The sequence below is a fragment of the Lutibacter citreus genome, assembly GCF_003260195.1.
In the GTDB taxonomy this organism is placed as follows: domain Bacteria; phylum Bacteroidota; class Bacteroidia; order Flavobacteriales; family Flavobacteriaceae; genus Lutibacter; species Lutibacter citreus.
Genome location: NZ_QEIH01000002.1, coordinates 326,339 through 352,607 on the forward strand (window position 1 = coordinate 326,339; position 26,269 = coordinate 352,607).

General features: G+C 28.4%; 22 protein-coding genes. 6 read left to right on the forward strand and 16 right to left on the reverse strand.

Annotation, left to right across the window (positions count from 1 at the left end):
* Positions 1–102 precede the first annotated feature (102 nt).
* The 4 genes from nrfA to DAD81_RS04425 form a co-directional block, all read right to left on the reverse strand.
* Positions 103–1,593 (reverse strand): ammonia-forming cytochrome c nitrite reductase, encoded by a 1,491-nt coding sequence (gene nrfA / locus DAD81_RS04410; RefSeq protein ID WP_111707023.1) that lies wholly within the window; start codon positions 1,591–1,593, stop codon positions 103–105.
* Positions 1,586–2,209: a cytochrome c nitrite reductase small subunit gene (gene nrfH, locus DAD81_RS04415; protein WP_111707024.1), complete on the reverse strand. Its 624-nt coding sequence runs from the start codon at positions 2,207–2,209 to the stop codon at positions 1,586–1,588. The genes nrfA and nrfH overlap by 8 nt, the downstream gene beginning before the upstream one ends.
* Positions 2,210–2,355: 146 nt before the next feature.
* Positions 2,356–3,393: an aldo/keto reductase gene (locus DAD81_RS04420; protein ID WP_111707025.1), complete on the reverse strand. Its 1,038-nt coding sequence runs from the start codon at positions 3,391–3,393 to the stop codon at positions 2,356–2,358.
* Positions 3,394–3,517: 124 nt separating this feature from the next.
* Positions 3,518–4,705 carry a phosphoglycerate kinase gene (locus tag DAD81_RS04425; RefSeq protein ID WP_111707026.1) on the reverse strand — a complete coding sequence of 396 codons (1,188 nt, stop codon included), beginning with the start codon at positions 4,703–4,705 and terminating at the stop codon, positions 3,518–3,520.
* A 302-nt stretch (positions 4,706–5,007) separates the two neighbouring features.
* Here DAD81_RS04425 and DAD81_RS04430 point away from each other — a divergent pair, with 302 nt between their 5' ends.
* The 3 genes from DAD81_RS04430 to DAD81_RS04440 all read left to right on the forward strand — a co-directional run bounded on the left by DAD81_RS04430 (position 5,008) and on the right by DAD81_RS04440 (position 7,483).
* Positions 5,008–6,144, forward strand: coding sequence for a DNA polymerase III subunit (locus DAD81_RS04430; RefSeq protein ID WP_111707027.1), 1,137 nt, complete (start codon positions 5,008–5,010; stop codon positions 6,142–6,144).
* A 403-nt stretch (positions 6,145–6,547) separates the two neighbouring features.
* Complete coding sequence (locus tag DAD81_RS04435; RefSeq protein ID WP_111707028.1) at positions 6,548–6,943, forward strand: DoxX family protein; 396 nt, start codon at positions 6,548–6,550, stop codon at positions 6,941–6,943.
* Between the two features lie 12 nt (positions 6,944–6,955).
* On the forward strand, positions 6,956–7,483 hold the full coding sequence (locus DAD81_RS04440; RefSeq protein WP_111707029.1) for a hypothetical protein: 528 nt from the start codon (positions 6,956–6,958) through the stop codon (positions 7,481–7,483).
* Positions 7,484–7,549: 66 nt separating this feature from the next.
* Here DAD81_RS04440 and DAD81_RS04445 read toward each other — a convergent pair whose 3' ends face one another.
* The 8 genes from DAD81_RS04445 to DAD81_RS04485 form a co-directional block, all read right to left on the reverse strand.
* The gene (locus DAD81_RS04445) at positions 7,550–8,068 is read right to left on the reverse strand and encodes an OmpH family outer membrane protein (protein ID WP_111707030.1); all 519 of its coding nucleotides are present in this window, start codon (positions 8,066–8,068) and stop codon (positions 7,550–7,552) included.
* A gap of 223 nt (positions 8,069–8,291) precedes the next feature.
* Positions 8,292–9,158 carry a class I SAM-dependent methyltransferase gene (locus DAD81_RS04450; RefSeq protein WP_111707031.1) on the reverse strand — a complete coding sequence of 289 codons (867 nt, stop codon included), beginning with the start codon at positions 9,156–9,158 and terminating at the stop codon, positions 8,292–8,294.
* A 31-nt stretch (positions 9,159–9,189) separates the two neighbouring features.
* Entirely contained in the window at positions 9,190–11,061 is a 1,872-nt protein-coding gene (gene mnmG, locus DAD81_RS04455) for a tRNA uridine-5-carboxymethylaminomethyl(34) synthesis enzyme MnmG (RefSeq protein ID WP_111707032.1), read from the reverse strand.
* Positions 11,062–11,096: 35 nt separating this feature from the next.
* The gene (gene ybeY, locus DAD81_RS04460) at positions 11,097–11,510 is read right to left on the reverse strand and encodes an rRNA maturation RNase YbeY (protein WP_111707033.1); all 414 of its coding nucleotides are present in this window, start codon (positions 11,508–11,510) and stop codon (positions 11,097–11,099) included.
* A gap of 2 nt (positions 11,511–11,512) precedes the next feature.
* Positions 11,513–14,863, reverse strand: a complete 3,351-nt coding sequence (locus DAD81_RS04465) for a DUF4175 family protein (RefSeq protein ID WP_111707034.1) — start codon at positions 14,861–14,863, stop codon at positions 11,513–11,515.
* Positions 14,864–14,911: 48 nt separating this feature from the next.
* Positions 14,912–15,562, reverse strand: coding sequence for a response regulator transcription factor (locus tag DAD81_RS04470; RefSeq protein ID WP_111707035.1), 651 nt, complete (start codon positions 15,560–15,562; stop codon positions 14,912–14,914).
* A gap of 12 nt (positions 15,563–15,574) precedes the next feature.
* The gene (locus DAD81_RS04475; protein WP_111707036.1) at positions 15,575–16,351 is read right to left on the reverse strand and encodes a sensor histidine kinase; all 777 of its coding nucleotides are present in this window, start codon (positions 16,349–16,351) and stop codon (positions 15,575–15,577) included.
* Between the two features lie 645 nt (positions 16,352–16,996).
* Positions 16,997–17,398: a hypothetical protein gene (locus DAD81_RS04485; RefSeq protein WP_111707038.1), complete on the reverse strand. Its 402-nt coding sequence runs from the start codon at positions 17,396–17,398 to the stop codon at positions 16,997–16,999.
* Positions 17,399–17,860: 462 nt separating this feature from the next.
* Between DAD81_RS04485 and gltX the strand changes: the two genes are divergently transcribed.
* Positions 17,861–19,384, forward strand: coding sequence for a glutamate--tRNA ligase (gene gltX / locus DAD81_RS04490; protein WP_111707039.1), 1,524 nt, complete (start codon positions 17,861–17,863; stop codon positions 19,382–19,384).
* A gap of 129 nt (positions 19,385–19,513) precedes the next feature.
* Here the strand turns inward: gltX and DAD81_RS04495 are convergent, their stop codons facing one another.
* On the reverse strand, positions 19,514–20,059 hold the full coding sequence (locus DAD81_RS04495) for an acyl-CoA thioesterase (RefSeq protein WP_111707040.1): 546 nt from the start codon (positions 20,057–20,059) through the stop codon (positions 19,514–19,516).
* A 5-nt stretch (positions 20,060–20,064) separates the two neighbouring features.
* A complete protein-coding gene (locus DAD81_RS04500; protein WP_111707041.1) occupies positions 20,065–20,412 on the reverse strand; it encodes a 6-phosphogluconate dehydrogenase in 348 nt (115 codons plus the stop codon).
* A gap of 180 nt (positions 20,413–20,592) precedes the next feature.
* Between DAD81_RS04500 and DAD81_RS04505 the strand changes: the two genes are divergently transcribed.
* Both DAD81_RS04505 and DAD81_RS04510 read left to right on the forward strand, forming a co-directional pair.
* Entirely contained in the window at positions 20,593–21,522 is a 930-nt protein-coding gene (locus tag DAD81_RS04505) for an SPFH domain-containing protein (protein ID WP_111707042.1), read from the forward strand.
* Between the two features lies 1 nt (position 21,523).
* The gene (locus DAD81_RS04510; protein ID WP_111707043.1) at positions 21,524–21,841 is read left to right on the forward strand and encodes a heavy metal-binding domain-containing protein; all 318 of its coding nucleotides are present in this window, start codon (positions 21,524–21,526) and stop codon (positions 21,839–21,841) included.
* A gap of 192 nt (positions 21,842–22,033) precedes the next feature.
* Here the strand turns inward: DAD81_RS04510 and DAD81_RS04515 are convergent, their stop codons facing one another.
* Together DAD81_RS04515 and DAD81_RS04520 are read right to left on the reverse strand one after the other, a co-directional pair.
* On the reverse strand, positions 22,034–23,335 hold the full coding sequence (locus DAD81_RS04515) for a hypothetical protein (RefSeq protein WP_111707044.1): 1,302 nt from the start codon (positions 23,333–23,335) through the stop codon (positions 22,034–22,036).
* A gap of 109 nt (positions 23,336–23,444) precedes the next feature.
* Complete coding sequence (locus DAD81_RS04520; RefSeq protein ID WP_111707045.1) at positions 23,445–26,024, reverse strand: TonB-dependent receptor; 2,580 nt, start codon at positions 26,022–26,024, stop codon at positions 23,445–23,447.
* Between the last annotated feature and the right edge of the window lie 245 nt (positions 26,025–26,269).

The following is a 26,269-nucleotide window of genomic DNA, read 5'->3' on the forward strand; positions in this document are numbered from 1 at the left end:
AAGTCAAATATACTATATTTTTAAATATGAGTTTTTTAATATACTAATTTAAAATTTTTAGTTAAAAACTCAGTACTAGATATTAATTACCCCATATTATTACTAATATGTAGCTTCTCTCTTTTTAGCAGCTTCTTGCCATTTAGGACGTAATTCTTTTAGGAATTTAGCTTTTTCAGCCTTTAATTCTTCCATTGGTAATCCAATAAATTCTTGAGCTTTAGCTTTTGTTTCAATATCTGGATAAGGTACTTCACCTTTAAAACCTAACTCCATTAACAATTTAGCCAATTTAATTCTAGTTTCTTGTGTAATATCAATACCTGTTCCTAATACTCTTCCTAGCTCAACAGGAGCATGAAAAGAACCACCGTGAGATGCTGCAACATAATCCCAACGCCATTGTCCATAGCGAATACCTTGTAAAATATCTTTCATTTGTTCTTCAGTTGCTCCTAATTCCCAAGCTTTTCCTGCTTCAACGTGAGCTCTAACTAATAAACGCTCTAATTGATCTCTGTTTTCAATAATTTTATCTTGATTATCAAAAACGTTTTTAATTAATTCATCTTTTTCTTCTCTATGACAAACTTGACAAGAATTTGCAACATTGTTTAAAGGAGATTGAATATGGTGATCTGTAAATTTTTGTCCACCTTCAGTTTTATAAGGCATATGACAATCTGCACAAGAAACACCTCTTTTACCGTGAATTCCCATTTGGTAAGTTTCGTAACCTGGGTGTTGTGCCTTTAACATTGGAGCTCTACTAATTTTATGAGTCCAATCTACGTGACCAACTTTATCGTAATAAGCTTCCATATCTTCAACGGTTTGCCCATCATCCCAAGGGAATACTAAGTAAGGAATTCCTTCTTTTTCTGGTAAATGTTTGTTGAAATAGTACTCTACGTGACATTGTGCACAAACTAAAGTACGCATATCATTATGAGATGATTTTGTTATATCCTTTCCTTGACGCTCAAATGCCTCAATTAAAGCAGGTTGCGTAATAGTTAATTTCATTGATTTTTCATCGTGACAGTTAGCACAACCAATTGGATTTACAATTTGTTCACCTTTACCAGCCCATTTACCTTTGTAGTAATCATCTACTCCAATTTCGTTAATTAAACGTGGAACATCAGGAGATTTACATGTCCAACAAGTTGCAGGCATTGGTCCATCTTCTGGTCCAGTTGGTCCACCAGTACGTAATGAGTTTGAAACATCTTCAATTGCATAAACGTGACCACGCCCTTGATTGTAATCTTTTGAAAAACCATATCCAGCCCAAAGAACCACCAAACGAGGATCTACATCTAACATATCTATCATTGCATTTCCGTTATATTTAGAGCGGAATGCAGTATCTGCAGTTTTATAATAAGATTGAAACTCTCTTGGAAAATTTTCTCCCCAAACTTCGTTTCTTGGTTCTAATTTTTTTATTTCCGTCATTGGAGTATAAGCAAATTTAGCCTCCATTTTACGTTCTGTTATTGAAGACACTAAAAGTCCTAACAAAAACACGATTACTAACGATGCTAAAAATAGCACCCAGTTTTTCCAAGGTTTTCTTGTATTACTCATCTTTTTTATCTTTTTGATTATCTGATTCTTTTTCTTTTAAAAATTTACTTAACCACTGTGGTACAGTTTCTTGATGTTCTTCGTCTATTTTTCCATAATATTTAACAGAAGACAAACTATGTATGCTACCATGAGGAACTTCTTGATGGCAAGTCCAACATTTTCTTTCTGTTCTGTTTTCAAAATGATTCTCAATAGTTCCACTAAGCCTTGCATCAGTTACTTGATCTTTATGGCATCTAATACAATTGTTTTGAACTACTTCAACACCAGCTTCTTTCATTCTAATTACCTCTGGTTCCCCACGTGTAAGAAATACTGAAGCATGGTATAAACCATCCTTAGCTTTAAAAGCATATTTTTTTAAAACATTGTCTTGTGGTACGTGACAATCATTACAACTTGCCCACTCTCTATGAGAACTATTTTGCCAAGTACTATATTGTGGAGTCATAACATGACAATTAGCACAAGTTTTAGGATCATCTGAAAGATATGAAACTGCCTTAGACTCAACTAAAGCATACATTGTAAGCCCTGTAATAGCTCCCAATAATATAATTACTGGTAAGATCCATTCTTTTGGTGGAATTAAAAATCTAAATAGTCTTTTCATTTCTCTTAAAATTTATAAAAAGAGTTTCGGATAAAATTATCTTCTACTACTTTCAATTAGCAAATTTTAAGAATTTTTTAACATTAAACAATGATAAAAGTCATAATACTAAAAAATTTCACTTTAAACACAAGATTTTTAACTATTTAAGGTGCTGGATTAGGCTGTAGCTCTTGAATTTCATCAATTTTCAATAAAGTTTCAATTGAAAGTTCCACGTGGATACTACCAATGTTTTCTTTTAATTGTTTCATTGTGGTTGCTCCAATAATATTACCTGTTAAAAAAGGTTGTTGATTTACAAAAGCCAAAGATAATTGCGCTAAACTTATATTTAATTCCGTTGCTAATTCTAAGTATTTTTCAGTTAAAAACGTAGATTGATCACTATTATAGCGTTTATAATTTGGAAATAACTTAATACGAGAATTCTCAGGTAATTGACCGTTTAAATATTTACCCGAAAGTACTCCAAATGCTAACGGAGAATAAGCCAATAATCCTACATTCTCTCGCATTGAAACTTCGGCTAAATTAATTTCAAACAATCTATTTAGAAGTGAATATGGATTTTGAATTGTTTTACAGCGCGTTAAATTATTTTGAGTACTTTCATTTAAATGACGCATAACTCCCCAAGAACTCTCATTAGAAACACCATAATTACGAATCTTACCTTCTTTTACCAAGCCATCTAATATTTCCACAACTTCTTTAATATTATCTTCCCATTGTTCATTTGAGTTATGCTTATAATTTCTTTGTCCAAAAAAAGGTACATTTCTATCTGGCCAATGTAATTGATAAACATCTACATAATCAGTTTGTAAGCGTTTTAAACTTTTATCTAAAGCATCTAAAATTACAGGTTTTGAAAAGCCTAAATTTTCGCGTAAATAATTAAAATAATCGTTTGGACCAGTTACTTTGGTAGCTACAACCAAATCTTCACGTTTTTGATCTTTTAACCAACTTCCAATATATTTTTCTGAATTACCTTGTGTTTCTTTACTTCCTGGTATGGAATACATTTCGGCAGTATCAATAAAATTAACACCCTGATCAACAGCATAACTTAATTGCTCATGGGCTTCTTGTTCAGTATTTTGTTGACCAAAAGTCATAGTACCTAAACAAATTTTACTTACTCTTATATTAGTATTTGGTATATTGGAATATTTCATTTTTTTAATTCTTTTAGTTTAGTATGAAGAAAAAACCATTTCCTAAAGATTTAGAAAATGGTTTTTTTAAATATGATGAGATGCTAAAATAAATTCAGCATGACGTTCTTTTTTAGATTAAAGCCTATTTTAAGATAGCTTCAATACCTGGTAAAATTTTACCTTCTAAACTTTCTAACATTGCTCCACCACCTGTTGAAACATAACTTACTTTATCAGCAAATCCAAATTGTTTAACAGCTGCTACAGAATCTCCACCACCTACAAGTGAGAAAGTTCCATTTTTAGTTGCTTTAGCAATAGATTCTCCTAGAGCAATTGTTCCTTTAGAAAAAGCATCTATTTCAAAAACACCTAAAGGTCCATTCCAAAGAATAGTTTTAGATTGGTTTACAACTTTATCAAATAATTCTCTAGATTTTGGTCCTGCATCAACACCTTCCCAACCATCAGGAATATTGTAAATATCACAAACTTGAGTATTTGCGTCGTTACTAAAATCATCAGCAGCAATTACATCAACAGGAATATGTATTTGAACTCCTTTTTCTTTTGCTTTTTTTAATATTTCTAAAGCTAATTCTTGCTTATCATCTTCACAAATAGATTGCCCTATTTTACCTCCTTGTGCTTTTACAAATGTAAAGCTCATTCCACCACCAATAATAAGATGATCTACTTTATCCAAAATATTTTCAATAACTGTAATTTTTGAAGAAACTTTTGCTCCTCCTAAAATAGCCAATACTGGTTTTTCACCTTCTTCTAATATTTTTTTAAGACTCACAATTTCTTGCGCTAATAAAGCACCAAAACATTTAGCTTTTGGAAAAAATTGAGCAATAATTGTTGTTGAAGCATGTGCTCTGTGAGCAGTACCAAACGCATCATTTACATAAATATCTCCTAATTTTGAAAGTTGTGATGCAAATTCAATATCTCCTGCTTTTTCTTCAGGATGAAAACGTAAATTTTCTAATAATAAAACTTCACCCATTTTTAAACCTGCAGCAGCTTTCTCAGCTTCTTCTCCAACACAGTTAGATGCGAATTTTACCTCTACTCCTATTATTTCAGAAACTTTATCAATAATATGTTTTAAAGAGTATTTATCTTCAACTCCACTTGGACGTCCTAAATGCGACATTAAAATAGCGGCTCCACCGTCTTCTAAAATTTTTATAATTGTTGGTTTAGCAGCTTGGATTCTTGTTGCATCTGTTACATTAAAATTTTCGTCTAATGGCACATTAAAATCTACTCTAATTAAGGCTTTTTTACCTTCAAAACTAATATCTTGTATTGTTTTCATTTTTATAATATTTTGTTCAACAAATATAACTCAAATTAAGCTAGTGAAACTAGTTTTTTACGAAACCGATTTCATTCCAAACCATTAAAAACCAAGTTATTTTAAAAAAACCTATATATAAATGGTCTTATTCAATTGAATACTTATATGTTCATTATTTAAATATTCATTATTAAAACTTGATAAATTGGTATTATAAATAGAACAAAATACGTTAAATACTGTATTATATTTAATTGTTAGTTAGAGATTCTTAGCTTCAATATTTATTAAAATTGAAAAATTGTTTTACATTCGCTTCAATGAATTTTAACGAAATTTTAGGACAGGAGCACTTAAAGAACCATTTAATAAAATCAACTGATAATGGAAGGGTTTCTCACGCTCAATTATTTGTAGGTAAAGAAGGTTCTGGCGTATTATCAATGGCTATTGCATATGCTCAATATATTTTATGCAGCACCAGTAATAATAAAGAAGAATGTGCTATTAAATGTTCAAAATTAATGCATCCAGATTTGCATTTTGCATTTCCCGTAGCAACAAACGACAGCGTAAAAAGTCATCCCGTTAGTAGTTTATTTTTAGAAGATTGGCGCAAGTTTATTGAATTGCACCCTTATGGAAACCTTTTTCAATGGCTTCAACATTTAGGAGTTGAAAATAAACAAGGACAAATTGGAGTTGATGAAGCTGAAGATATTGTAAAAGCACTACGTCTTAAAAGTTATGAAGGAGGTTATAAAGTAATGATTATTTGGATGGCTGAAAAAATGAATACTTCAGCAGCAAATAAATTGTTAAAACTTTTAGAAGAACCACCTACAAAAACAGTGTTTATATTGGTTGCCGAATCTGATGACCAAATAATAACTACCATAAAATCTCGCTGCCAAATTTTACAATTTCCTTTACTTTCTGATGCAGATATAGCTAATGGTTTAATTGAAAAAGAAGGAACTGATAAACCTATTGCTGAACAAATTTCGCAACAAGCCGATGGAAATTATAATAAAGCTCTTCAGCTTTTACACAACAACAGTTCTGATGAACAATTTGAAGAGTGGTTTATTACATGGATTAGAGCTGCTTTTAAAGCAAAAGGAAATGCTTCGGTAATCCAAAATTTAATTAGTTGGAGCGAAACCATTGCTAAAAGTGGTAGAGAAACTCAAAAGAAGTTTTTACATTATTGTTTGCAATTTTTTAGACAAGCCTTACTGCTAAATTACAGTGCAGATTCTTTGGTGTTTTTGGAACCTAAATCTAATTTTAAATTAGAAAATTTTGCGCCATTTATTCACAGTGAAAATATTTTAGAGATAAATAAAGAATTAAACGATGCCATTTATCACATTGAACGAAATGGAAACGCTAAAATAATTTTATTAGATTTATCTATTAAACTAACTCGTCTTTTACATACAAAAGAAGCATAAAAAAAGCTTATAACTATACGCTTCATTTAAATTTTGTTGACTATTACTAATTTTTTAACCAAAACCAATTAAAAATTTAGTTACATAGGAAATAAAACTGTTTTAGGAATACTTTTAAATTAGAATACGCAAAGCTACCGTAAAAAGCATATCGTTGTTAATTTGGCTCTATTTTATTGAAATATTGCATTATTTCTCCAACTCTTTTAAAACATATTTTTAAGGAACATTCACCAACAATCCAAGTTAATTTAATTGGCATTATAATATCTTTAATTATAGTAACTTGTAATTACACAAATAAGTAAACTAAGCCCAGTTGATAATATTAAAGCTAACACAAAAGGTCATTATAAATTATGAAGACCTTTTTTTAATTTACTTTTGCTAAAAACAAGAGTAAATGTCTATTATTAAAAATCATACTGCCGAAATATTAATAGTTATATTTTTTATAATTACATACCTATTTTCGGTTTTAGAAAAACTGGCAGATTGGAAAGGAACTGTAGCCTATTATACCATTCATTTTAGCAAAACTATACTCCAAAAAATAATTCCAATTTTATTAATAAATATTGTGGTTTTTGAAATTGCTACAGTCTTTTTATTAACCTTAGGACTTTACTATTTGGTTACTCAAAATGATTTATTAATCGCAAAAGTTGGACTAGAAATTTCAGCAATAACATTATTACAATTTTTAGTTGGCCAACGCATAGCAAAAGATTATCCAGGAGCTATGAACATAACGGTTTACTTTATGTTAAATATTATTGGTATCTACTTATTAACTTAAAAAAATATAAAAATGAAACTATTAGGAATTGGATCTAGAATTAAACATTCAGAATTTGGTTTAGATGTTGTTACAAACGTTACTTCAGAACATTATTGGGTAACTTTTATAGAAAACGGATTAGAAACTATTGATATTGATAGCGAATTTGAAGTAATTGAAGCTGTTGAAGATGAAGTAGATTCAGTAAGTTTTTTGGAAGTTGAAACCATTTTAAAAAATATGCTCAAAAAATGGTCTGATGTTTCTGAAATTATTCCAATTGCAGATCGTTGGAAAGGTGGTAAAATAATTATAGAACCTAAGGATACAAATTTAGCGAGTAAAGAAATCCCTATTGATACATTTTTCCATAAAATAGTAATGGTGCGTGATAGAGTTAGGGTTATGGAACAAAAAATAAATTCGAGCAAATTATTAGATGATCAAGAAAAGGTGGATTTAGAGCAATACATAACTCGTATTTATGGAAGTTTAACCACTTTTAATGTACTTTTTAAATTAAAAGATCATCAGTTTTCTGGAGCAAAATCTAAATAAATAAAAAAACCTCTTAAAATTAAGAGGTTTTTTTATTTAAACTACTATATATCAGTGTTTTAAAAATTATTTCTTAGCAAAATCTTTATTAAGAACATCTAATATCTGGCTAGTTACATTTAACTTATCATCGCCATACATAACAGTTCCATTCCCTGAAGTTCCTAAAACTAAACCTAAACCATTTGCTTTAGCGTAAGTTGCCACAAAACTATCTACCTTTTTTGTAATAGCTTCACTCAAAGTTTGATTTTCTAATTGTAAAGCTTGAGACGCTTGTTGTTGTCTTGCTTGTAAACCTTGTTGTTCTTGTTGCAAAGCTTGTTCAGTAGCCGCTCTTTTAGATGCGGACATTTTTTCGGCTTTTTGGTAATACTCTTGTACCTTTTGTTGAAAAGGAGCAGAAATACTATCCAACTCTTTTGCCATTACTTCTTGTTTTCCTTTTAAAGTTTCCTCTAATGCTTTTGTACCTTCATAATCTTTCATTAAATCTTCAACATTAATGTAAGCAATTTTAGTTTGGTTAGTTTGGTTACATGATGCAAAAGCAATCACAAAAGCCAATAATAGAATTTTTTTCATTTTATAATTATTTATTTGGTTTTTTAAAATTCCTGCGAATATAATACAAATAGCCAATTTATTTACTGATTATTTTACTATTAAGAATATTTATATAAAAAACGATATTTATAAACTATATTTATGAAATACAGGTTTAAATAAGGCGTTTTAAGGCGTTTTAAAAAAATAGCAAGGTTATCTTATGCTGAAGTGTTAAATATTGCAAGAAATCTCTTTAGGATTAATATTTACTAGATTTTATAACATATATTAGAGAAGAATACTCATTTGTTTTAATTGCTTTTAAATTTGAACGTAAACCGGTATAAAAAGCTTTTAAAATATTACCAGATCCCGTTTTGTATTTTTCACTTAAAATAGAAACATAAAAAGAATCGAAATACATTGGTACTATTTTTTCAACTTTTAAATTTTCTTTTAAAAAAAGTTGTTGAATAGATTTTTGTGAAAAATGCCATAAATGTCTTGGAACATCAAAAGCAGCCCAAAACTGTTTATAATATAACGCATCAAAACTTTTATAATTTGGAACAGCAACAACTAAAATCCCATTTGGTTTTAATAATTGTTTTAGTTTAGAAATGTATTCATTTAAATTTGGAACGTGTTCCAACACATGCCACATTGTAATAACATCAAATTTTTCAGAAGTCAATTCATTTATATCATTTACAATAGTTGATGAATTAATATCTTTTAATTTACTTAATGTTAACTCTCGAGCATTTTTATTTGGCTCTACTCCTACTACATTCCAATGGTTATTATTACAGGTTAGTAAAAACTCACCTGTTCCACACCCTACATCTAATAAATTTTTTTCTTCTGTATTAAATGAATTAATTAGTTTCAATTTATTTTTTAAGGCAATACTTTTTACAAATTGATAAAGTTTATCAATAAAAGATTTTTTAGAATCTGTATGAGAAATATAATCCTCGCTTTCGTAATATTTAGATAAATTTTCAATTGAAGGTTGTGGATATGTTTCTAACATATCCAGCTTTTCTTTATAAATTAATTTAAAGTTTTCTTTCGAAACCGTGTAATCTTTACACTCTAAATATTCGTTATTCTTAGTTTTCATTTTTCAATCGTTCCACGTGGAACATATAAATTTATCTTCCCATATAAACTAATAACACAGAAATATCACTTGGTGAAACTCCACTTATTCTACTTGCTTGTGAAATTGTTATTGGTTTAATTTTAGTTAATTTCTGGCGAGCTTCAATAGATAAAGAAGCTACTTTATAATAATCAAACGCAGATGGTATAGCAACATTTTCAAGACGATTTAATTTATCAGCTTGATTCTTTTCCTTTTCTATATAGCCAGCATATTTAACATGAACTTCAGTTTGTTCTATTATTTCATTATCAATATTATTCTCTAAAACAAAAGCTGCAACAGAAGGTATTCTTTGAATATCATTAAAATCTAATTGAGGCCTAGCCGCAATTTTAAACATCTTCATAGACTGTGAAATTGGCGCAGTTTTATTATCCTCTAAAATAGGATTTATAACTTCAGGCTTTACACTCGTGTCAATTAAAAACTTTACAAATAAATCTGTTTTCATTTGCTTTTCAATAACTCTATCCATTCTATCTTGTGAAGCCAAACCTAATTTAAAAGCTAACGGAGTTAAACGTAAATCCGCATTATCTTGTCTTAATAAAGTTCTATATTCAGCTCTTGATGTAAACATTCTATAAGGCTCTTCAGTTCCCTTTGTAATTAAATCATCTATTAAAACACCAATATAAGCTTCATTTCTTTTTAATATAAACGGAGCTCTTTCTTGAACATTTAAAGCAGCATTTATACCCGCCATTAAACCTTGCGCCGCTGCTTCTTCATATCCAGTCGTTCCATTTATTTGACCAGCAAAATATAAGTTTTTTATTAATTTAGTTTCTAACGTATGCGACAATTGTGTAGGTGGAAAAAAGTCGTATTCAATAGCATATCCATATCTAAAGAATTTCACATTTTCAAAACCAGCAACTTTACGTAAAGCTTTGTCTTGAATATCTTCTGGCAACGAAGTAGAAAATCCATTTACATAAACCTCAACGGTATTCCACCCTTCTGGCTCAACAAATATTTGATGACGTTCTTTAGTAGCAAAACGATCTATTTTATCTTCAATAGAAGGACAATATCTTGGACCAATACTTTTTATTCTACCATTAAACATTGGTGATCTATCAAACCCAGTTCGTAACAAATCATGTACTTCCAAAGAAGTATAACTCATATAACAAGAACGTTGTTTTTCTAAAGGTTTTGTTGAAGCCAAATAAGAGAATTTTTCAGGATTTTCATCACCAGGTTGTTCAATCATTTTTGAATAATCTAACGATCTTCCATCAACTCTTGGAGGTGTTCCTGTTTTCATTCTTCCAGCTTCAAAACCAACTTTCACCAAATCTTCTGTAATACCAATTGATGCACTTTCACCTGCTCTACCTCCACCAAAAGTTTTATCTCCAATATGAATTAAACCATTTAAAAAAGTACCAGCAGTAATAATAACTGTCTTCGATTTTATTTCAATTCCTAACGATGTTTTTACTCCAACAATTTTATTTCCTTCAAATAATAAACCCTTTACCATATCCTGAAAGAAATCTACATTGGTAGTTTCTTCCAACATATTTCTCCAAGTTTCAGCAAAACGCATACGATCACTTTGAGCTCTAGGACTCCACATTGCAGGTCCTTTAGATTTATTCAACATCTTAAATTGAATAGCAGTTTTGTCCGTAACAATTCCACTATAACCACCCAGGGCATCAATCTCACGAACAATTTGTCCTTTAGCAATTCCGCCCATTGCAGGGTTACAACTCATTTGCGCAATATTCTGCAAACTCATTGTAATTAACAATGTATGAGCACCCATATTTGCGGCAGCGGCAGCAGCCTCACTTCCAGCGTGACCCCCACCAACAACTATTACATCATATACAGTATTAAACATAATTTATATAGACTGTTCCACGTGGAACACTTTTTTTAATTAGTAAATAATTCAAGACAATCGTTCTCTGCATTTCTCATAGCTGTCTTTTCGCTATCACTTTTATCCTTTAACCCACAATAATGCAAAATACCATGAATAATCACTCTATTTAATTCAATCTCAAAGACTTGATCAAAATCCTTTGAATTTTCCTTCACTCTATCAATAGAAATAAAAATATCTCCAGAAATAAGCTTTCCTAAGGTATAATCAAAACTAATTATATCCGTTAAAGTATCATGCTGTAAAAATTCAATATTTAATTTATGCAAATAAACATCATCACAAAAAATGTAATTTAACTCACCTTCTTCAAAACCATTCTTTTCAATACACCTAGAAATCCACTCTTGAACTTTAGTTTCATTCTCAATTTTATAATCAATTTCGTAATTAAAAACTATCATACTTACTCTTTTACTTTGAAATATTCTTGAACTTTCTTTTTATAAATTCCGCGCAAAGGTAATGATTGTCTATTTAAAATTTCATTATAATTATAATACAACTTTTCTAATTCAATTCTATCTATAGATCTAGATTCAAAACTCTTTAAATTTGAATTAGATTTTCTCTCTATATCATCTCCTTGTTCTTTTTTCGCCTCATCTAATTTTAAAAGTTCATGATTTAATTCTTTCATTTTTTCAACTACATCACTACTAAATCCTTTTTCTAAAATCAACTGTTCTAACTCCTCCATTTTATTTGAAGCATCACCATTTCCTTTTTTAGAATCTCCTTTATCTTTACCTAAAAGATCATTCAAAAGTTCTTTAAGTTTCGCCTGTTCTTTATATATTTCAAAAAGTTCTTCATTCATTTCTTCATTATCACTGCCACTATTCTTTCCGTTACCTTTTTCTCCATCTCCTTTATCCCCTTTTTTACCCTTTTCTTTAGAATCCTTACCGTCCTTCTCTTTGCCTTTTTCACCTTCCTTCTTAATTCCATCCTCTAACTTTTTAGATAATTCACCTTGCTTTTTTATAATATCAGGCAGTGAAAATTGTTGAGAATCTCCTTTTCCTTTTCCCATACTCATCTTTGCATTCATCATACTTTCCAACAAATTACTTAACTGATTGGCTAGATTATTTACAGACGTAATAGTAAAATGTTGGTTTGAAACTCCATTATTAATTTTATTGTCAGAAAAATTTAAAATAGATTCATCAATATTAAAATGAACATCGGAAATTTCTTTTTGAATACTCTCACTCATTTTTACTAATCTTAATGACAACATATAAATACTATCATCTATATGCTCAAAATATTCTTTCAAAACATGCTGTTCTTTTAAATTAAAAGCATAATCTAAATCCTGATTATTTGCATAGGAAAACTTATTTAATAAACTCTCTTGCTTAAATGAAAATTCAATTAAATTTTCAACAATTACTCTTAAATCTTCAATATTTTCATCTATAGATTCACCATCTCCACTAGCCATAGAACTTTCAAATTGATCAGCCATTTCTTTCATTTTCTTTGCAGCTGATTTCTGATTATTTTTAGCATTGTTATTTTGATCTCCTCCATCTTCCTTACGTTCTTCTTTATTTAATTCTTTTAAGGCATTTTTTAATTCTTCAGAGATTTCCTTTTCTTCATCCTTACTATTTGGAAGTTTCATTGGTCTTTTTAAGCTTTCATTTTCCTTATCTAAATTTTTTAGTTCTTCTTTAATATCCTCAAAATCCTTATTTATATTTTTCTGTTCTTCTAAACTATTTTTCTCCGCATCATCATTTCTTAATTCGTCTTGCTTTTTAGAAAGGTCTTTTAATTTTTCCGCTATTTGATTTGCCTTTTGTTCAACATAAAATCGTTTAGTTAATTCTAAAACTCTCTCTAAACTTTTTTCTTTTTGTTTATTCTTTTTAGCTATTTCTTTTATCTTATCTACTAAATCTCCCTTCTCAATTTTTTTTGACAACTCTTCCAACTCTTTTAATAGATTCTCTTTAACAGCAATTTTTTTTGCTTCCTCTATACGCTTATTTAAATCCTCTTTCTTTTCTTTTAAAATACCATCTTCCGGTTGATCATTTAAGTTCTTTTGTAATTTATTCGTTTCTTTTTTAAACAGATTATTATATTGTTCTTGCCGTTTTATAAACTGTTCTAATTTCTTTGTATCATTCCAATTAATAGTTGCTTTCTTTTTAATTTCATCCTGAAACTTTTTCATTTCAGCATTACTCTTTTTAGTCTTATTAATTGTATTTGAAATAACATCTAAATTATCTTTTTGCTCTTTCAACAAACCTTCATTAAGTTCTTTTTTAGTTTTATTGTAATAACTAAAAACTTGGCTTTTGGTTCTTTTTCCTCCACTGTTTCTATCATTATCTACTACTTGGAAATACATTTCATAATTAACACCTTCTGTAATTGCAATATCATCTGGAAACACATAATAAAAGTCTGTGTACGTGGTATTTACAATATTTATTTTATGTTTATTTTGTTTTTCTGGACTCATTTTATCATAATAAACCAATTCTAATTTATTAATACCATAATCATCACTTAATTGACCCATAAAATGCACTGGTCCATATGAAATAGAATCTATATTAGAGTTAACAATTATTTTTGGAAACTCATCAACAATTACATCAATTTCAAAATGTAAATCTTCATAATTTTTTAATTCTGAATTGGATGCTGTTATTCTATAATTTGTATTCCTAAATATTCTATTTGAAAGACTATAATAACTTTTATTAACTTGATTAAAAGATATCTTCTTTTCGCCAGAAATAAAAGCAACTGAATCAGTTTGATTTGTATCTGTTTGCCATGTAATTAAAGTTCCTTGTGGAACAATTGCATTTCCAGTATTCTGTATTACTTCATTTTGTTTACCGGTATATTTTGGATACTCCAATACCATTTTTAAATTTATAATATTGGGCGTAGGAACTACTTCTAAAATGTACTCTCTAGATGTAACTTCATTTGCTACTATATAAAATTTAATAGGTTTAGATATATTTGAAAATTCATAAGAAAATTGACCAATATTTTTATTATCTAAATAATAATTTTCATTATTAAAATGTATTTTAATATCATCTGGGACTACTTCTCCACTAGTTTCAATTTCTAATAAAAAAGATTTTCCCTCAACAACTTTTAACGATTTATTTAAAACATGAATTGAAAAAGGAGCTGGAGCTTCATAGGCAATATTATGATGTACAACTCTAGAAAAACTATCATTAAACAATTGTAGATTCCCAGATAAATAAATTACAAACCAAATAATAAAAGGAACAAAAACATATTTTACATACTTTAAATTACCTTTAAAATTTACGGCTTTTTTAAAAGGAATTAAATTAAGTTCACTAGATTTTTGTTCAATACTTGCATTAATTAAATCTGAATCATACTGCATATTATTTAATTGCAACATGTTTAAAAGTTTGTCACTTACTTCAGGAAAATGTTTTCCAATAATTTTTGAAGCTTCTAATTGAGAAATACCTTTTTGTAAACCATATAACTTAAATAAAGGAATTACTATATAAACTGAAATTAGTATAATTTCAACTAATACAAACAACCAAAACAAAATAGTTCTTGCAATTGGTTTTAACCATAAAAAATATTCAACAAGTAGTGTGAAAATAAAATATAAGAAACCAATAGATATAAAAAGTAATATGCCTTTTATTAATTCATTGGTATAATACTTTCTTATAAATTTTTGTATTTTATCCTGTATGTTTTTAAAATTGCTCAATTCTTTATTTTATATCATTATAAACGGATAAAAATAAGGAAAAATACATTAAAGAATCACAATTTTTTCTTTGATGGCGTATAACACAAGTCCAATTCTAGTTTTAACCTCTAATTTTTCAAACAAAGATTCTCTATAATTTTCAACAGTTTTGGGACTTAAACACATAACATTGGCAATTTCCTTATAGGTTCTTTCCGATACCGTTAATTTTAAAAACTCCAGTTCTCTTTCTTTTAAAACTACGTTGTTTTTTAAAGACCCGTTTTCAGATGAGTTTAAAAGTGTATTGGTAACCTCTTCAGTATAATAAAAACCATTTTTATAAACTTCATTAATTGCATGTTCTAAAACTCCAGGATTTATATCTTTAAGTAAATATCCTTTTGCACCAGCTCTTAACATCCCAATAACTATTTCTTCATCTTCTTCCATTGAAAGTGCTAAAACTTTAATAGTTGGAAAATTTTTCTTTAACCACCCACAAGTCTCAATTCCCCCCATACGTTTCATTTTTACATCTAAAAGAACAACATCTGGTACACTGTTCTTATCTTCTAAAAAGCTAACAATCTCATCACCATCATTAAAAACTTCTGAAACTTTAAAATTAGAAAACGATGAAACTAAACCCTTTAATGAGGATGAAAATAGTTTATGATCATCTACTATAAAAATAGTTATTGGACTTTCACTCATATTAAAATCAATTTATTTTAAGCAACTAATATATAACTTTGTTCCTTTCTCCACTTCCGAAACTAAATTTAATTCAGCTCCAATAAGTTCTGCCCTACTCTTAATATTTATTAAACCTATTCCTTTTTCTTTAGAATTATTTTTTAAATCAAAACCAATACCATTATCTACAGCAGAAATTTCAACACGATCTTTTAAATAATTCATAGTTATTATTAAGCTTTTAGCCTTTGCATACTTTAATGTATTATTACAAAATTCTTGCAAAATTCTAAATAATATTATTTCTTTTTCGTTTGATAAATTAAAGGTTTCACCCTTTATATTTAAACTAGCCTCAATAACATCCAATCTATTAAATCTATCAATTTCAAATTTTAAAGATTCTTCTAAACCTTTATTTTTAATAGTTTCTGGATTTAAAGATTTAGATAATCCTCGTAACTCTTCAAGACTTTTACCAACAATATTTTTTACTTCCACTACCTTATTTTTCTCTTCATCTGGTAATGTATATTGAATCATGTTTAATTGCATTTTAGCAACAGATAATAATTGACCTATATTATCATGAATTTCCCAACTAATATTTCGAAGTGATTGTTCTTGTATTTCAAGTTTAGATTTATTTATTTCATTTTCAAACAATTCTTGAGTTTCTTTTTGTTTAAGAATAAAACCAATTTTTTTCTTTTGAAAATACAATAAAAAAACCACTAATGTAGCCGCTAAAACAATTACAATAATTGTAACTATTAAAACTAATAACTGAATTTCCGTTTGATCCATCTATTAAGAATTATATTCTTTTTCACTAATTATAAAACCTATAATAAAACAAGACAATAGTATAATATTTAAACTTAAAATTATATAATTCCAATAACCGCTAATAGAAGTAAACCTATAAAGAGCAATTGCTGGTAAAAAGGAAATATTATATAAAAAAGCTCCTAAACTAATCCAAAAGAATAAAGATTTCTGAATACTTAATATTTCATCACTTCCTAATAACTCAGCAAAATAAATAATTATAATTAGTGCTACTAAAAATTTAGCTAAAACTAAATTATAAATTAACGGTATCTCTATAATATTTCCGAAAAATAATATATTGATAAGAGTAAAGACACTAAAAAAAGCAACAAGTACCTTTATACTGTTTCTCCTTTTTTTATTTTTTATTCTACTTAAAAAGAAATATGCATAAAAAAGAAAACATAAAATGTTCCACGTATTATAAACAATATTGTTTCTAATTTTTAAAACTAATCCTAAATAATTCCCAATTATTTCTGATATGAATGTATATATTAAAAAAGCTAAAAATAACTTCAAATATTTATTATGCGAAAACTTTTTATAATTATATATTCCAATAAAAATACTTATAGAATATAATAACGGATATGTATAAACAGGCATTTAAAAACTTTATTGTGGATATGTTGATGAAGGCGGGTTCCCTAAACCACCATCATTTAATCCATCAATATCTTCAACATCAGGGTTTTCACTAGACTTTAAGCCATCTTTTTGCATTTCCCCTTGTCTATCTAATTTAGTTGGAACTAAAAAAACGGTAGATAAATTATTCTTTTCTTCATTCTTAATATTTTTAGAATAAGCACCAAAATAAACACGTATTCCATTTATATTAATTCCTTTTGCTTCTCCTTCTTTTTCAACATAATTTATATACTCTTTCAATTCTTCAATAGAAAACCAACTTGATAAAGCATCCTTTTTTCCTATAGCTTTATCTATTGCAGCTGATCTTGTATTTACAAAATTTTGATTAAGTGCTATACCTTCTTTTAAACTAATTTTACCCATTATTTATAATTTTAGCTAAAGTTAAACTTTTTTTTAAATCTAAATAAAAAAAGGGGGTATTCCCCCCCTTAATTAGCGTAATTACCCCTGCAAAATTATTAAAATTTGTCAATACTTTTACACAAATATTTAAAGGCAATATGTTTTCAAAGAAAATTTATTCAATTAAACATAAGAGAAAAAAATTAATTATTTTATTTATTTTATTGATACTAGTAAATTTTATTTTACTAAATAAATTAACAAAAAACTCATGCCACGATCAAATTATTGAAACAAACATATTAAAAAATAAAGTTTTGTTGTCCCTCTATTATTAAAAAAATATTCTTTGAAAATCAAAGAGTTTCTGAAATCAAATTTGGGTTGATTTTAAAGGTTGCTTTCGGGCAGCCTTTTTTTTATAAATAAAACTTACTTATTTCTGTTGATAAATTATCTTTGCACTTTAAAACACAAAAAATGAACAACGTTAGAGTACGATTTGCTCCAAGTCCAACTGGTCCTTTGCACATTGGTGGAGTTAGAACAGCACTTTTTAATTATTTATTTGCAAAAAAACATAACGGTACTTTTGTATTACGTATTGAAGATACAGACCAAACACGCTATGTTGCAAATGCTGAAAAATATATTATAAATTCATTAAACTGGTGTAATATCCCTTATGATGAAGGGCCTGGTAAAAATGAAAAATTTGGACCATATCGTCAGTCTGAACGTAAAGAATTGTATAAAAAATATGCTGAAGAACTAATTGCAAACAACAAAGCATATTACGCTTTTGATACTGCAGAAGAGTTAGATGTCCACAGAAAAGATCACGAAGCAAACAAAAAAACATTTATTTATAACTGGCATAACCGTTCGAAATTAAATAATTCTGTTTCACTTTCTAAAGAAGAAGTTGAAAAAAGAATTGCTAACGGAGACAAATATGTTGTACGTTTTAAAATGTATGATCCAGAGAATAACGATGCTGAAACTATTGAAGCAAATGATATAATTAGAGGACACGTTACATTTAAAAGAGAAATTTTAGATGATAAAATTTTGTTTAAATCTGACGGAATGCCAACATACCATTTAGCAAATATTGTAGATGATCATTTAATGGAAATTTCACACGTAATACGTGGTGAAGAGTGGTTACCATCCCTCCCACTTCATATTGCTTTGTATGAAGCCTTTAAATGGAATGCTCCAGAATTTGCACATTTACCACTAATTTTAAAACCAGTAGGTAAAGGAAAATTAAGCAAACGTGATGGAGATAAATTAGGTTTTCCTGTTTTCCCATTAGAGTATACAAATCCTGAAGGAGAAGTTTCACGTGGTTATAAAGAAGATGGTTATTTTTCTGAAACTGTTATTAACTTTTTAGCTTTATTAGGTTGGAACCCAGGTACTGAACAAGAATTATTTAGTTTAGAAGAATTAGTAAAAACGTTTGATTTAGCTCGTGTTAATAAATCTGGAGCGCGTTTTGATCCAGACAAAACAAAGTGGTTTAATCAACAATATATGCAACAAAAACCAAATGAAGAATTGGCTGTTTTGTTTGCTGAAGTATTAAAAGAAAAAGGTATTTCTTCTGAAATATCATTTATTGAAAAAGTAGTTGCATCAATAAAAGAACGTGCAACTTTTGTAAATGATTTTTGGGATTTAAGTAGTTTCTTTTTTGAAGCTCCAACAGAATTTGATGCAAAAGCTTCAAAGAAAAACTGGAAGGAAGGTACTGCTGAATTAATGCAAGAATTAATTTCTATTATCGAAAATATTGAAGATTTTAATTCCGCTTCTATAGAAACTATAGTTAAAGAATGGATTACTTCAAAAGAAATTGGTTTTGGAAAGGTAATGCAACCATTTCGTTTAAGTTTAGTAGGCGCTATGAAAGGTCCACACCTTTTTGATATTGCTGAAATGATTGGTAAACAACAAACAATTGATAGAATTAAAAAAGCAATAGATACGTTGTAAATTAATTGTCATTCCTGTAAAAACAGACAAACATATAGGTTCAGCGCAGGTATGAAAAACGGAGTGAAAGATTCTTCACAATCGTTTAAAAGGATAATAACAAAAAAAGGAGCTAATTAGCTCCTTTTTTTACATCTCTATCTTAACATTATAATCTTTTAAAGCATCTTTATATTTTTCAGGTTGAAAATTCTTAGCACTAAATTCTATATTTCTTTCATGTCTCATTTTAATATGCTTTATTGAACGTAAAAATCTACGCATATCCGTTTCATTAGAAAGAATTAATCCAGGAACCTGCACTCCTTTTCCGTTTTCATCTCTAGCAACCATTGAAAAATAAGACGAATTACAATGTTTTATAATTCCAGTTCTAATATTTTGAGATTCTACTCGTATACCAACAACCATAGATGATCTACCAACATAATTAACTTGCGCATGTAATGTTAACAACTCTCCTACTTCAATAGGATTTAAAAAATCTACTCTGTTTACAGAAGCCGTTACACAATACTCACCAGAAAACTTTGATGCAGAAGCAAAAGCAGCTTTATCCATAACGGATAAAATAAATCCTCCGTGAATTTTTCCACTAAAATTGGAATGTGACGGCAACATTAATTCTGTTAAAATAATTTCTGATTCTTCTGGTTTTTTAAATATATTCTTCATAAAATCTATTCTGTTTTTTCAACTTTAATAACATAATACTTTGTTTCCCCTAACCAAGGAAACGTAGAAAAACGTTCTTTATATGTTAGTTTTACATCCTTACCTTGAAAATCTTTTAGTAATTTAATAACGTCTTTATTTTTATCTTCCACAGAAAATGTAAATACCTGAGCTTCAGAAACACCTTGGCTTATTTCACCTTCCCAAGTTTTAAATATCAACCCTTTATTACTAAATTTAACTAGCTCTCCCGCTCTATAACCTTCACTATAAGTAATGTAATAAATTGCGGTGAAATAAAGTGCTATACCCAATATTACTACCGTAATAACACTTGCTAAAACTTTTTTCATAAATTATTTTTAAAAAACAAATATAAACATTCAAGTATTGGTTCATAATTTAAAAGGTATTTTTTATAAATTGTAACATTTTTATTAGTTACTATACAAATAGTTACAATTTGCTTTTAAATAATATTTAAAACATTGTATCTTTAAAAATACTTATTAACCTTTTTAAAAAAAATTAAAATGATAGGAACTTATATTATTATATTTATTCTTGTTGTAATTATTGCAACAGGTCTATTCACCGTTAAACAACAAACAAATGCAGTAATTGAACGCTTTGGAAAATACCAAAGTATTCGTGGTGCTGGTTTACAGCTTAAAATACCAATTGTTGATAAAGTTGCTGGTCGTGTTAGTTTACGTGTACAACAATTAGATGTAATTGTTGAAACAAAAACTAAAGATGATGTATTTGTTCATTTAAAAATATCTGTACAATTTTTGATTAGAAAAGATCACGTTTATGATGCTTTTTACAAACTTCAGAATCCACATGAGCAAATTACAGCCTTTATTTTCGACGTTGTAAGAGCTGAAGTTCCAAAAATGATACTAGATGATGTCTTTGAAAAGAAAGAGGAAATAGCAATAGCAATTCAACGTGATTTAAAACAAGCAATGCTAGATTATGGTTACGATATTATTAAAGCTTTAGTAACTGACATTGATCCAGATGAAAAAGTAAAAATTGCAATGAACCGTATTAATGCAGCCGATCGTGAAAAAATTGCAGCACAACACGAAGGTGATGCGCAGCGTATTTTAATTGTTGAGCGTGCAAAAGCTGAAGCTGAAAGTAAAAGATTACAAGGTAAAGGTATTGCTGACCAACGTAGAGAAATAGCTCGTGGATTAGAAGAAAGTGTAGATGTTTTAAATAGAGCTGGTATTAATAGCCAAGAAGCCTCTGCATTAATTGTAATTACACAACATTATGATACTTTACAAAGTATAGGATCTGATACAAAATCTAATTTAATTTTATTACCTAACAATCCTAATGCAGCCAGCAGTATGTTGAATGATATGGTTACTAGTTTAGTGGCAGCTAATAAAGTTCAAGAATCTTCTCATGAAGAATTAAAAGACACTAAAAAAGGTAAAAAATAAGATGATTTTAACAACAACAAATAACATAGAAAATAAACCAGTTAAAGAATATTTAGGAATTGTAAGTGGTGAAACTATAATTGGAGCCAATATATTTAAAGACTTTTTTGCAGGAATTAGAGATATTGTTGGTGGGCGTTCAGGATCTTATGAAAGAGTTTTAAGAGAAGCTAAAGACACTGCTTTAAAAGAAATGGAACAACAAGCTCAAAAACTTGGGGCTAATGCCATTGTTGGTATTGATTTAGATTATGAAACTGTTGGTAAAAGTGGTGGAATGCTAATGGTTACTTCTTCAGGAACAGCTGTTAAAATTTAAATAGATTCTTAAAAAATAAAAAGCCAGCAAATTTGCTGGCTTTTTTAATGTTGTAAAACGTAATTCTTAATTTATTTCAGAATTTCATACAAATGCTTCAAAAGTAAATGAAACCTAAATTGGAAGACTCACTAATTCATTTATTTTTAACATAAGAAATGGATGAGAAAACCGATTAAGGTTAACGTAAATTTACCTTTTATCTAATATTTTTAAACGATTTTCTGTTTTCCCTTCTAAAACAATTTCTGATTCTTCTGGTAAACCTAATGGATACTTGGCATCTATATAAATAACAGCTACTGAAGGTCCTTTTATAGCACTTTCTTTTCCTAATTCTTCAGAAGGATTGTTAGCATCATTTTTAACAGGATTAAAGTTTGGTGGATTGTATAAACTTTTTAATTCTTCAGGAATAAAAACATAATTTTTATATGAAAGTGTTGCTGTATTATCAGTGGAAATTAAACTAATATTTTTAAATGTAGAATTAGGAGCAAATGTACCTCTTAACCTTCTTTTAGAATCTTTAGCAACAAAACCATTTTTTAAAAACAGTGTCCAAGTACTACCTATCGACTTTGCTCCATCAACCAAAATTCTACCATTTTCAACTGAATGTGGTTGTAAAAGCACTGCCGCTTTTCCGTTTTTACTTACAATATTTTTAATTACAATGTTTGCTACACCAACATCATAATGTCTTCCTGTATGAGCTTCAATTCTACACGTCATTCCACCTTCCGAAGATAAATTTTTAAGTAAAATATTTTCTCCTACATTTGTTTGAACCAAGCCATAACCAATAGATCCACCAGTTAATTTTACATTGGTAATAGTTACGTTATTAGCAATATTTACAGTTTCATCATTTATTTTTGAAGGATTAAAAGCAATAGCAGCACCTTTTGTTAAATCATCAACAATTGTAAAATTTTGGACTAATAGATTATTTACATAGCCTATCATAACGGCTCTCCAAAAAGTATTTTCGAATTTATGTAAAACCAATTTAGGTCTATTGTCCGGATTCCCTAAACCAATCAATTTTACATTTTCAACCAAGGGAGCATTATCTCCTGAACCTACATTAAATAAAAATGCTTTTCCTTTTTTAGTTTCATCAAATCCAATTATGGTTCCGCTTTCAATGATGATATGAATATTTGATTTTAAAATTACATTTTTAAACTTGTAATCGCCTTTAGTAATGGTTATTTCACCTCCTCCAAGAGCATTTAAATTGGTAATTAATTCATTTAAGGCATCTGTATCATTTTTATCTGAAATATGACTAAATATCTTCTTTCTGCTTTTAGGTAAATTTTTAAAATCGCTACCTTCATATCCTGCTCCGTCCGATCTATATGGAGTTGGTTTATACAAATTCATATCTGTAACATCAACTTCGGAAATAATAGGTTTAATTACTTGGCTTTTTGTTGAACAAGAACTAAACAATATTAACATAATAATAAATACCTTTACTTTCATATAAACTATTTTAATTAGGATTCAAATGTAAACAAAGAACCCACAATCTAATAGATTATGGGTTCGTAATTTGTAGTTGTCAGTTAATATTTAACTAAAACCTAACTGACTATTTAAAGTGTTTATCACCTTCAAAAGATTTTGATTTATTTTTCTTTCCTTTCGCATTAAATGAATATGAAACACCTAATTCAAAAATAGGTCCTTGACGTTCATATAATGTTTCTTGATAAAAGATTTGATCATTAGATTGGTTATATGCATTGGTATCTAAACCTTGATCATTTTGCGCAAAAATATCCAATCCTCGTAAAGAAAAATTCCAAGAATTTGCATTTTTAGGTTGGTAATTTAAAGCAATATTAGATACTGTAAAAGCATCATTTTGACCTTGAGAAGTTACGGTATTAGATATTCTGCTATAGTCATAATTAAATTTAAATTCATCAGACAATGTAAACACTACATTTCCTTTTAAAGACCAATTTGTGCTGTTTTGATCTACATCGTAACCAAATACATCTCCCTTAATTTGATAGTTATATAGAGAAGCTCCTATAAAGAATTTAGCAAATTTATTTACCATAATATTTACATCTAACTCCGCTCCTAACGAAGTTGAATTTCCAGCATTTGTATAAGAACGAATCAATACGTCTTCCTTTAAAATTTGATTAAGATTAGGGTTTTGAGCAGCAGTAGTAACAGTATTTACTCTAAATACAGTATTGTCTGTTCCGCGGTAAAAACCAGTTAAATTAAAAGTATGCTTGTTAATAGCCTTGTTAAAACTTAATTCTACATTATTTAAATATTCAGCTTCTAGTTCTGGATCACCAACTACATAAACTTCAAAATGGCGACGGTATAAAAAAGGTGCTAATTTAGTAACAGAAGCTCTATTTATTCTTCTACTTCCTGCTAACGTTAACTTATTATCTTCATTTAATTTATAACTTAAATGTGCAGATGGAAATAAATCAAGTTTTTCTTGAGAATAATTAGGTTTTAAATCAGCTCCAAAAATTGGCACATAATCAGTTTCTGCAATATCCATTGACTGATCTTGATATTCAGCTCTTACACCAAAAATATAACTTAAATCTCCTGCAGAACCCGTATAATCTGCATAAGCAGCATAAACCGTTCTTGTTAAATCAATAGAATTATTTAAATTTTTAGTAACTAAACCATTTTCAAATTTAAAATCACCATCAATATTTGTGTATTGCACTTGTAAACCAGTTCCAAAAGAATTTCCATTATCAAATTCCTTTTCATAATCTGTAGCAAAACGAGCACCTTTTAAAGGAGTATCATCAGACAATGAATAGTTATTAAATTGATCTGCATTTGCATAATTATTTTCAATATCATTTTCTACAGCTGCTCTAGAAGTATAAAAATAATTTTTATTGTTTAGTTCTCTGCTTAAATCAGAAGTTTCATAAGCTGCAGCCATTTTAAAAGTAGCATTATTATCTAACTTAGAAACATAATCTACATTAAAAGTATTGTATTTACCGTATCTATTATCAACATTAGGATTGTACATAAATTTTTCTGTAGATACATCTTTATTAGCCTGATTTTCATCGGCAAAAAAGGTATTGTAAATATAATATGCCGCTCTTCCTTCATTTCTATTTCCGTAGAAATATGATAATGATAATTGTTTAGTATCACTTAAAATAAAGTCAATTCCTGCATTTGCAGAATAATTTTCATACCACTCAGGACGTTGACCGTCTTTAGCATTCATATGAAAGTATTGATCTGGACCTGTAGAAGTTAACACTCTAGCTTCACCAGAACGCAATCCGTTTACATTTTTCATATTGTAATTAAAACCACCGTATAAAGTAATTTTTTCAGTACCATAACTTAAATTAAAACCACCACCATAACGGTCATCCTTTAATTTATCATCACTATAATCATCAGTTACGTTATTCCAAGGAGCACCACCAATTAAACCATTTACAGAAACAGATAAACCAGATGCTACATTTTTCTTAGTAGTAATATTAACAATACCACCTTTTCCTTGTGCATCATAACGTGCTGTAGGAACTGAAATAATATCTACCTTATCAATATTATTACTCGCAATTTGAGCTAATAAAACTGAAGGTTCAATATTTGTAGGTTTACCGTTTAAATACACCATAAAATCTTCTGTTCCACGTACAGAAACTTTACCGTCTGAAGCCACATTTACTGAAGGTAATTTATTTAAAACATCAGAAGCCGTACCACCTTTAGCGGTAGCAAAATCAGATGCTCTATAAGTTTTTCTATCTATTTTAGTAGTTTGAGTTTTATTAACTCCAGTAATCTGAACCTCTTTTAATGCTTCTGTACCTACTGATAAAAAAATAGTACCTAATTCAACTTTTGAATTACTTTTTGCAATATTAATATTGTTAATTACTTTATCATTAAAACCAATATAAGAAGCTGTTAATTGATAAACTCCATTTGGAATTTTATTGAAAGAAAAGTTTCCATCAAAATCTGAACTAACTCCTTTGGTTATATTTCCAGATTTTAAAACTAACGTTGCAAATGGTATTTTCTCCTTAGAAACTTCATCAACAATAGTTCCATATACTGTACCATTTTGAGCTATAACTCCACCAATTGTAAAAATTGATATACATAATACAAGTAAAATATTTTTATACATAATTACTATTATTTTTATTAATTATTCTAGTTAAACTTATTGATTTTCAAAATACTAAATAGTCTTATATAACTATAGTTACATATTAACTGCTAGCAAAAATAGAAAACTGGACGGATTAATAATGGTCCATTTTAAAAATTAATAGTTAAAAGTACATTTATTCTATAAAAAGTACTTTTTGTATATATATTGTATAGTTAAAATTGGTAAAAAAAATAGAAATAAATTAATTATTTCTATTT

What these genes read in the sequence shown, in the direction of transcription:
- nrfA (WP_111707023.1), bottom strand. Translation starts at nt 1,593, where the DNA reads ATGAGTAATACAAGAAAACCTTGGAAAAACTGGGTGCTATTTTTAGCA.
- nrfH (WP_111707024.1), bottom strand. Translation starts at nt 2,209, where the DNA reads ATGAAAAGACTATTTAGATTTTTAATTCCACCAAAAGAATGGATCTTA.
- DAD81_RS04420 (WP_111707025.1), bottom strand. Translation starts at nt 3,393, where the DNA reads ATGAAATATTCCAATATACCAAATACTAATATAAGAGTAAGTAAAATT.
- DAD81_RS04425 (WP_111707026.1), bottom strand. Translation starts at nt 4,705, where the DNA reads ATGAAAACAATACAAGATATTAGTTTTGAAGGTAAAAAAGCCTTAATT.
- DAD81_RS04430 (WP_111707027.1), top strand. Translation starts at nt 5,008, where the DNA reads ATGAATTTTAACGAAATTTTAGGACAGGAGCACTTAAAGAACCATTTA.
- DAD81_RS04435 (WP_111707028.1), top strand. Translation starts at nt 6,548, where the DNA reads ATGTCTATTATTAAAAATCATACTGCCGAAATATTAATAGTTATATTT.
- DAD81_RS04440 (WP_111707029.1), top strand. Translation starts at nt 6,956, where the DNA reads ATGAAACTATTAGGAATTGGATCTAGAATTAAACATTCAGAATTTGGT.
- DAD81_RS04445 (WP_111707030.1), bottom strand. Translation starts at nt 8,068, where the DNA reads ATGAAAAAAATTCTATTATTGGCTTTTGTGATTGCTTTTGCATCATGT.
- DAD81_RS04450 (WP_111707031.1), bottom strand. Translation starts at nt 9,158, where the DNA reads ATGAAAACTAAGAATAACGAATATTTAGAGTGTAAAGATTACACGGTT.
- mnmG (WP_111707032.1), bottom strand. Translation starts at nt 11,061, where the DNA reads ATGTTTAATACTGTATATGATGTAATAGTTGTTGGTGGGGGTCACGCT.
- ybeY (WP_111707033.1), bottom strand. Translation starts at nt 11,510, where the DNA reads ATGATAGTTTTTAATTACGAAATTGATTATAAAATTGAGAATGAAACT.
- DAD81_RS04470 (WP_111707035.1), bottom strand. Translation starts at nt 15,562, where the DNA reads ATGAGTGAAAGTCCAATAACTATTTTTATAGTAGATGATCATAAACTA.
- DAD81_RS04475 (WP_111707036.1), bottom strand. Translation starts at nt 16,351, where the DNA reads ATGGATCAAACGGAAATTCAGTTATTAGTTTTAATAGTTACAATTATT.
- DAD81_RS04485 (WP_111707038.1), bottom strand. Translation starts at nt 17,398, where the DNA reads ATGGGTAAAATTAGTTTAAAAGAAGGTATAGCACTTAATCAAAATTTT.
- gltX (WP_111707039.1), top strand. Translation starts at nt 17,861, where the DNA reads ATGAACAACGTTAGAGTACGATTTGCTCCAAGTCCAACTGGTCCTTTG.
- DAD81_RS04495 (WP_111707040.1), bottom strand. Translation starts at nt 20,059, where the DNA reads ATGAAGAATATATTTAAAAAACCAGAAGAATCAGAAATTATTTTAACA.
- DAD81_RS04500 (WP_111707041.1), bottom strand. Translation starts at nt 20,412, where the DNA reads ATGAAAAAAGTTTTAGCAAGTGTTATTACGGTAGTAATATTGGGTATA.
- DAD81_RS04505 (WP_111707042.1), top strand. Translation starts at nt 20,593, where the DNA reads ATGATAGGAACTTATATTATTATATTTATTCTTGTTGTAATTATTGCA.
- DAD81_RS04510 (WP_111707043.1), top strand. Translation starts at nt 21,524, where the DNA reads ATGATTTTAACAACAACAAATAACATAGAAAATAAACCAGTTAAAGAA.
- DAD81_RS04515 (WP_111707044.1), bottom strand. Translation starts at nt 23,335, where the DNA reads ATGAAAGTAAAGGTATTTATTATTATGTTAATATTGTTTAGTTCTTGT.
- DAD81_RS04520 (WP_111707045.1), bottom strand. Translation starts at nt 26,024, where the DNA reads ATGTATAAAAATATTTTACTTGTATTATGTATATCAATTTTTACAATT.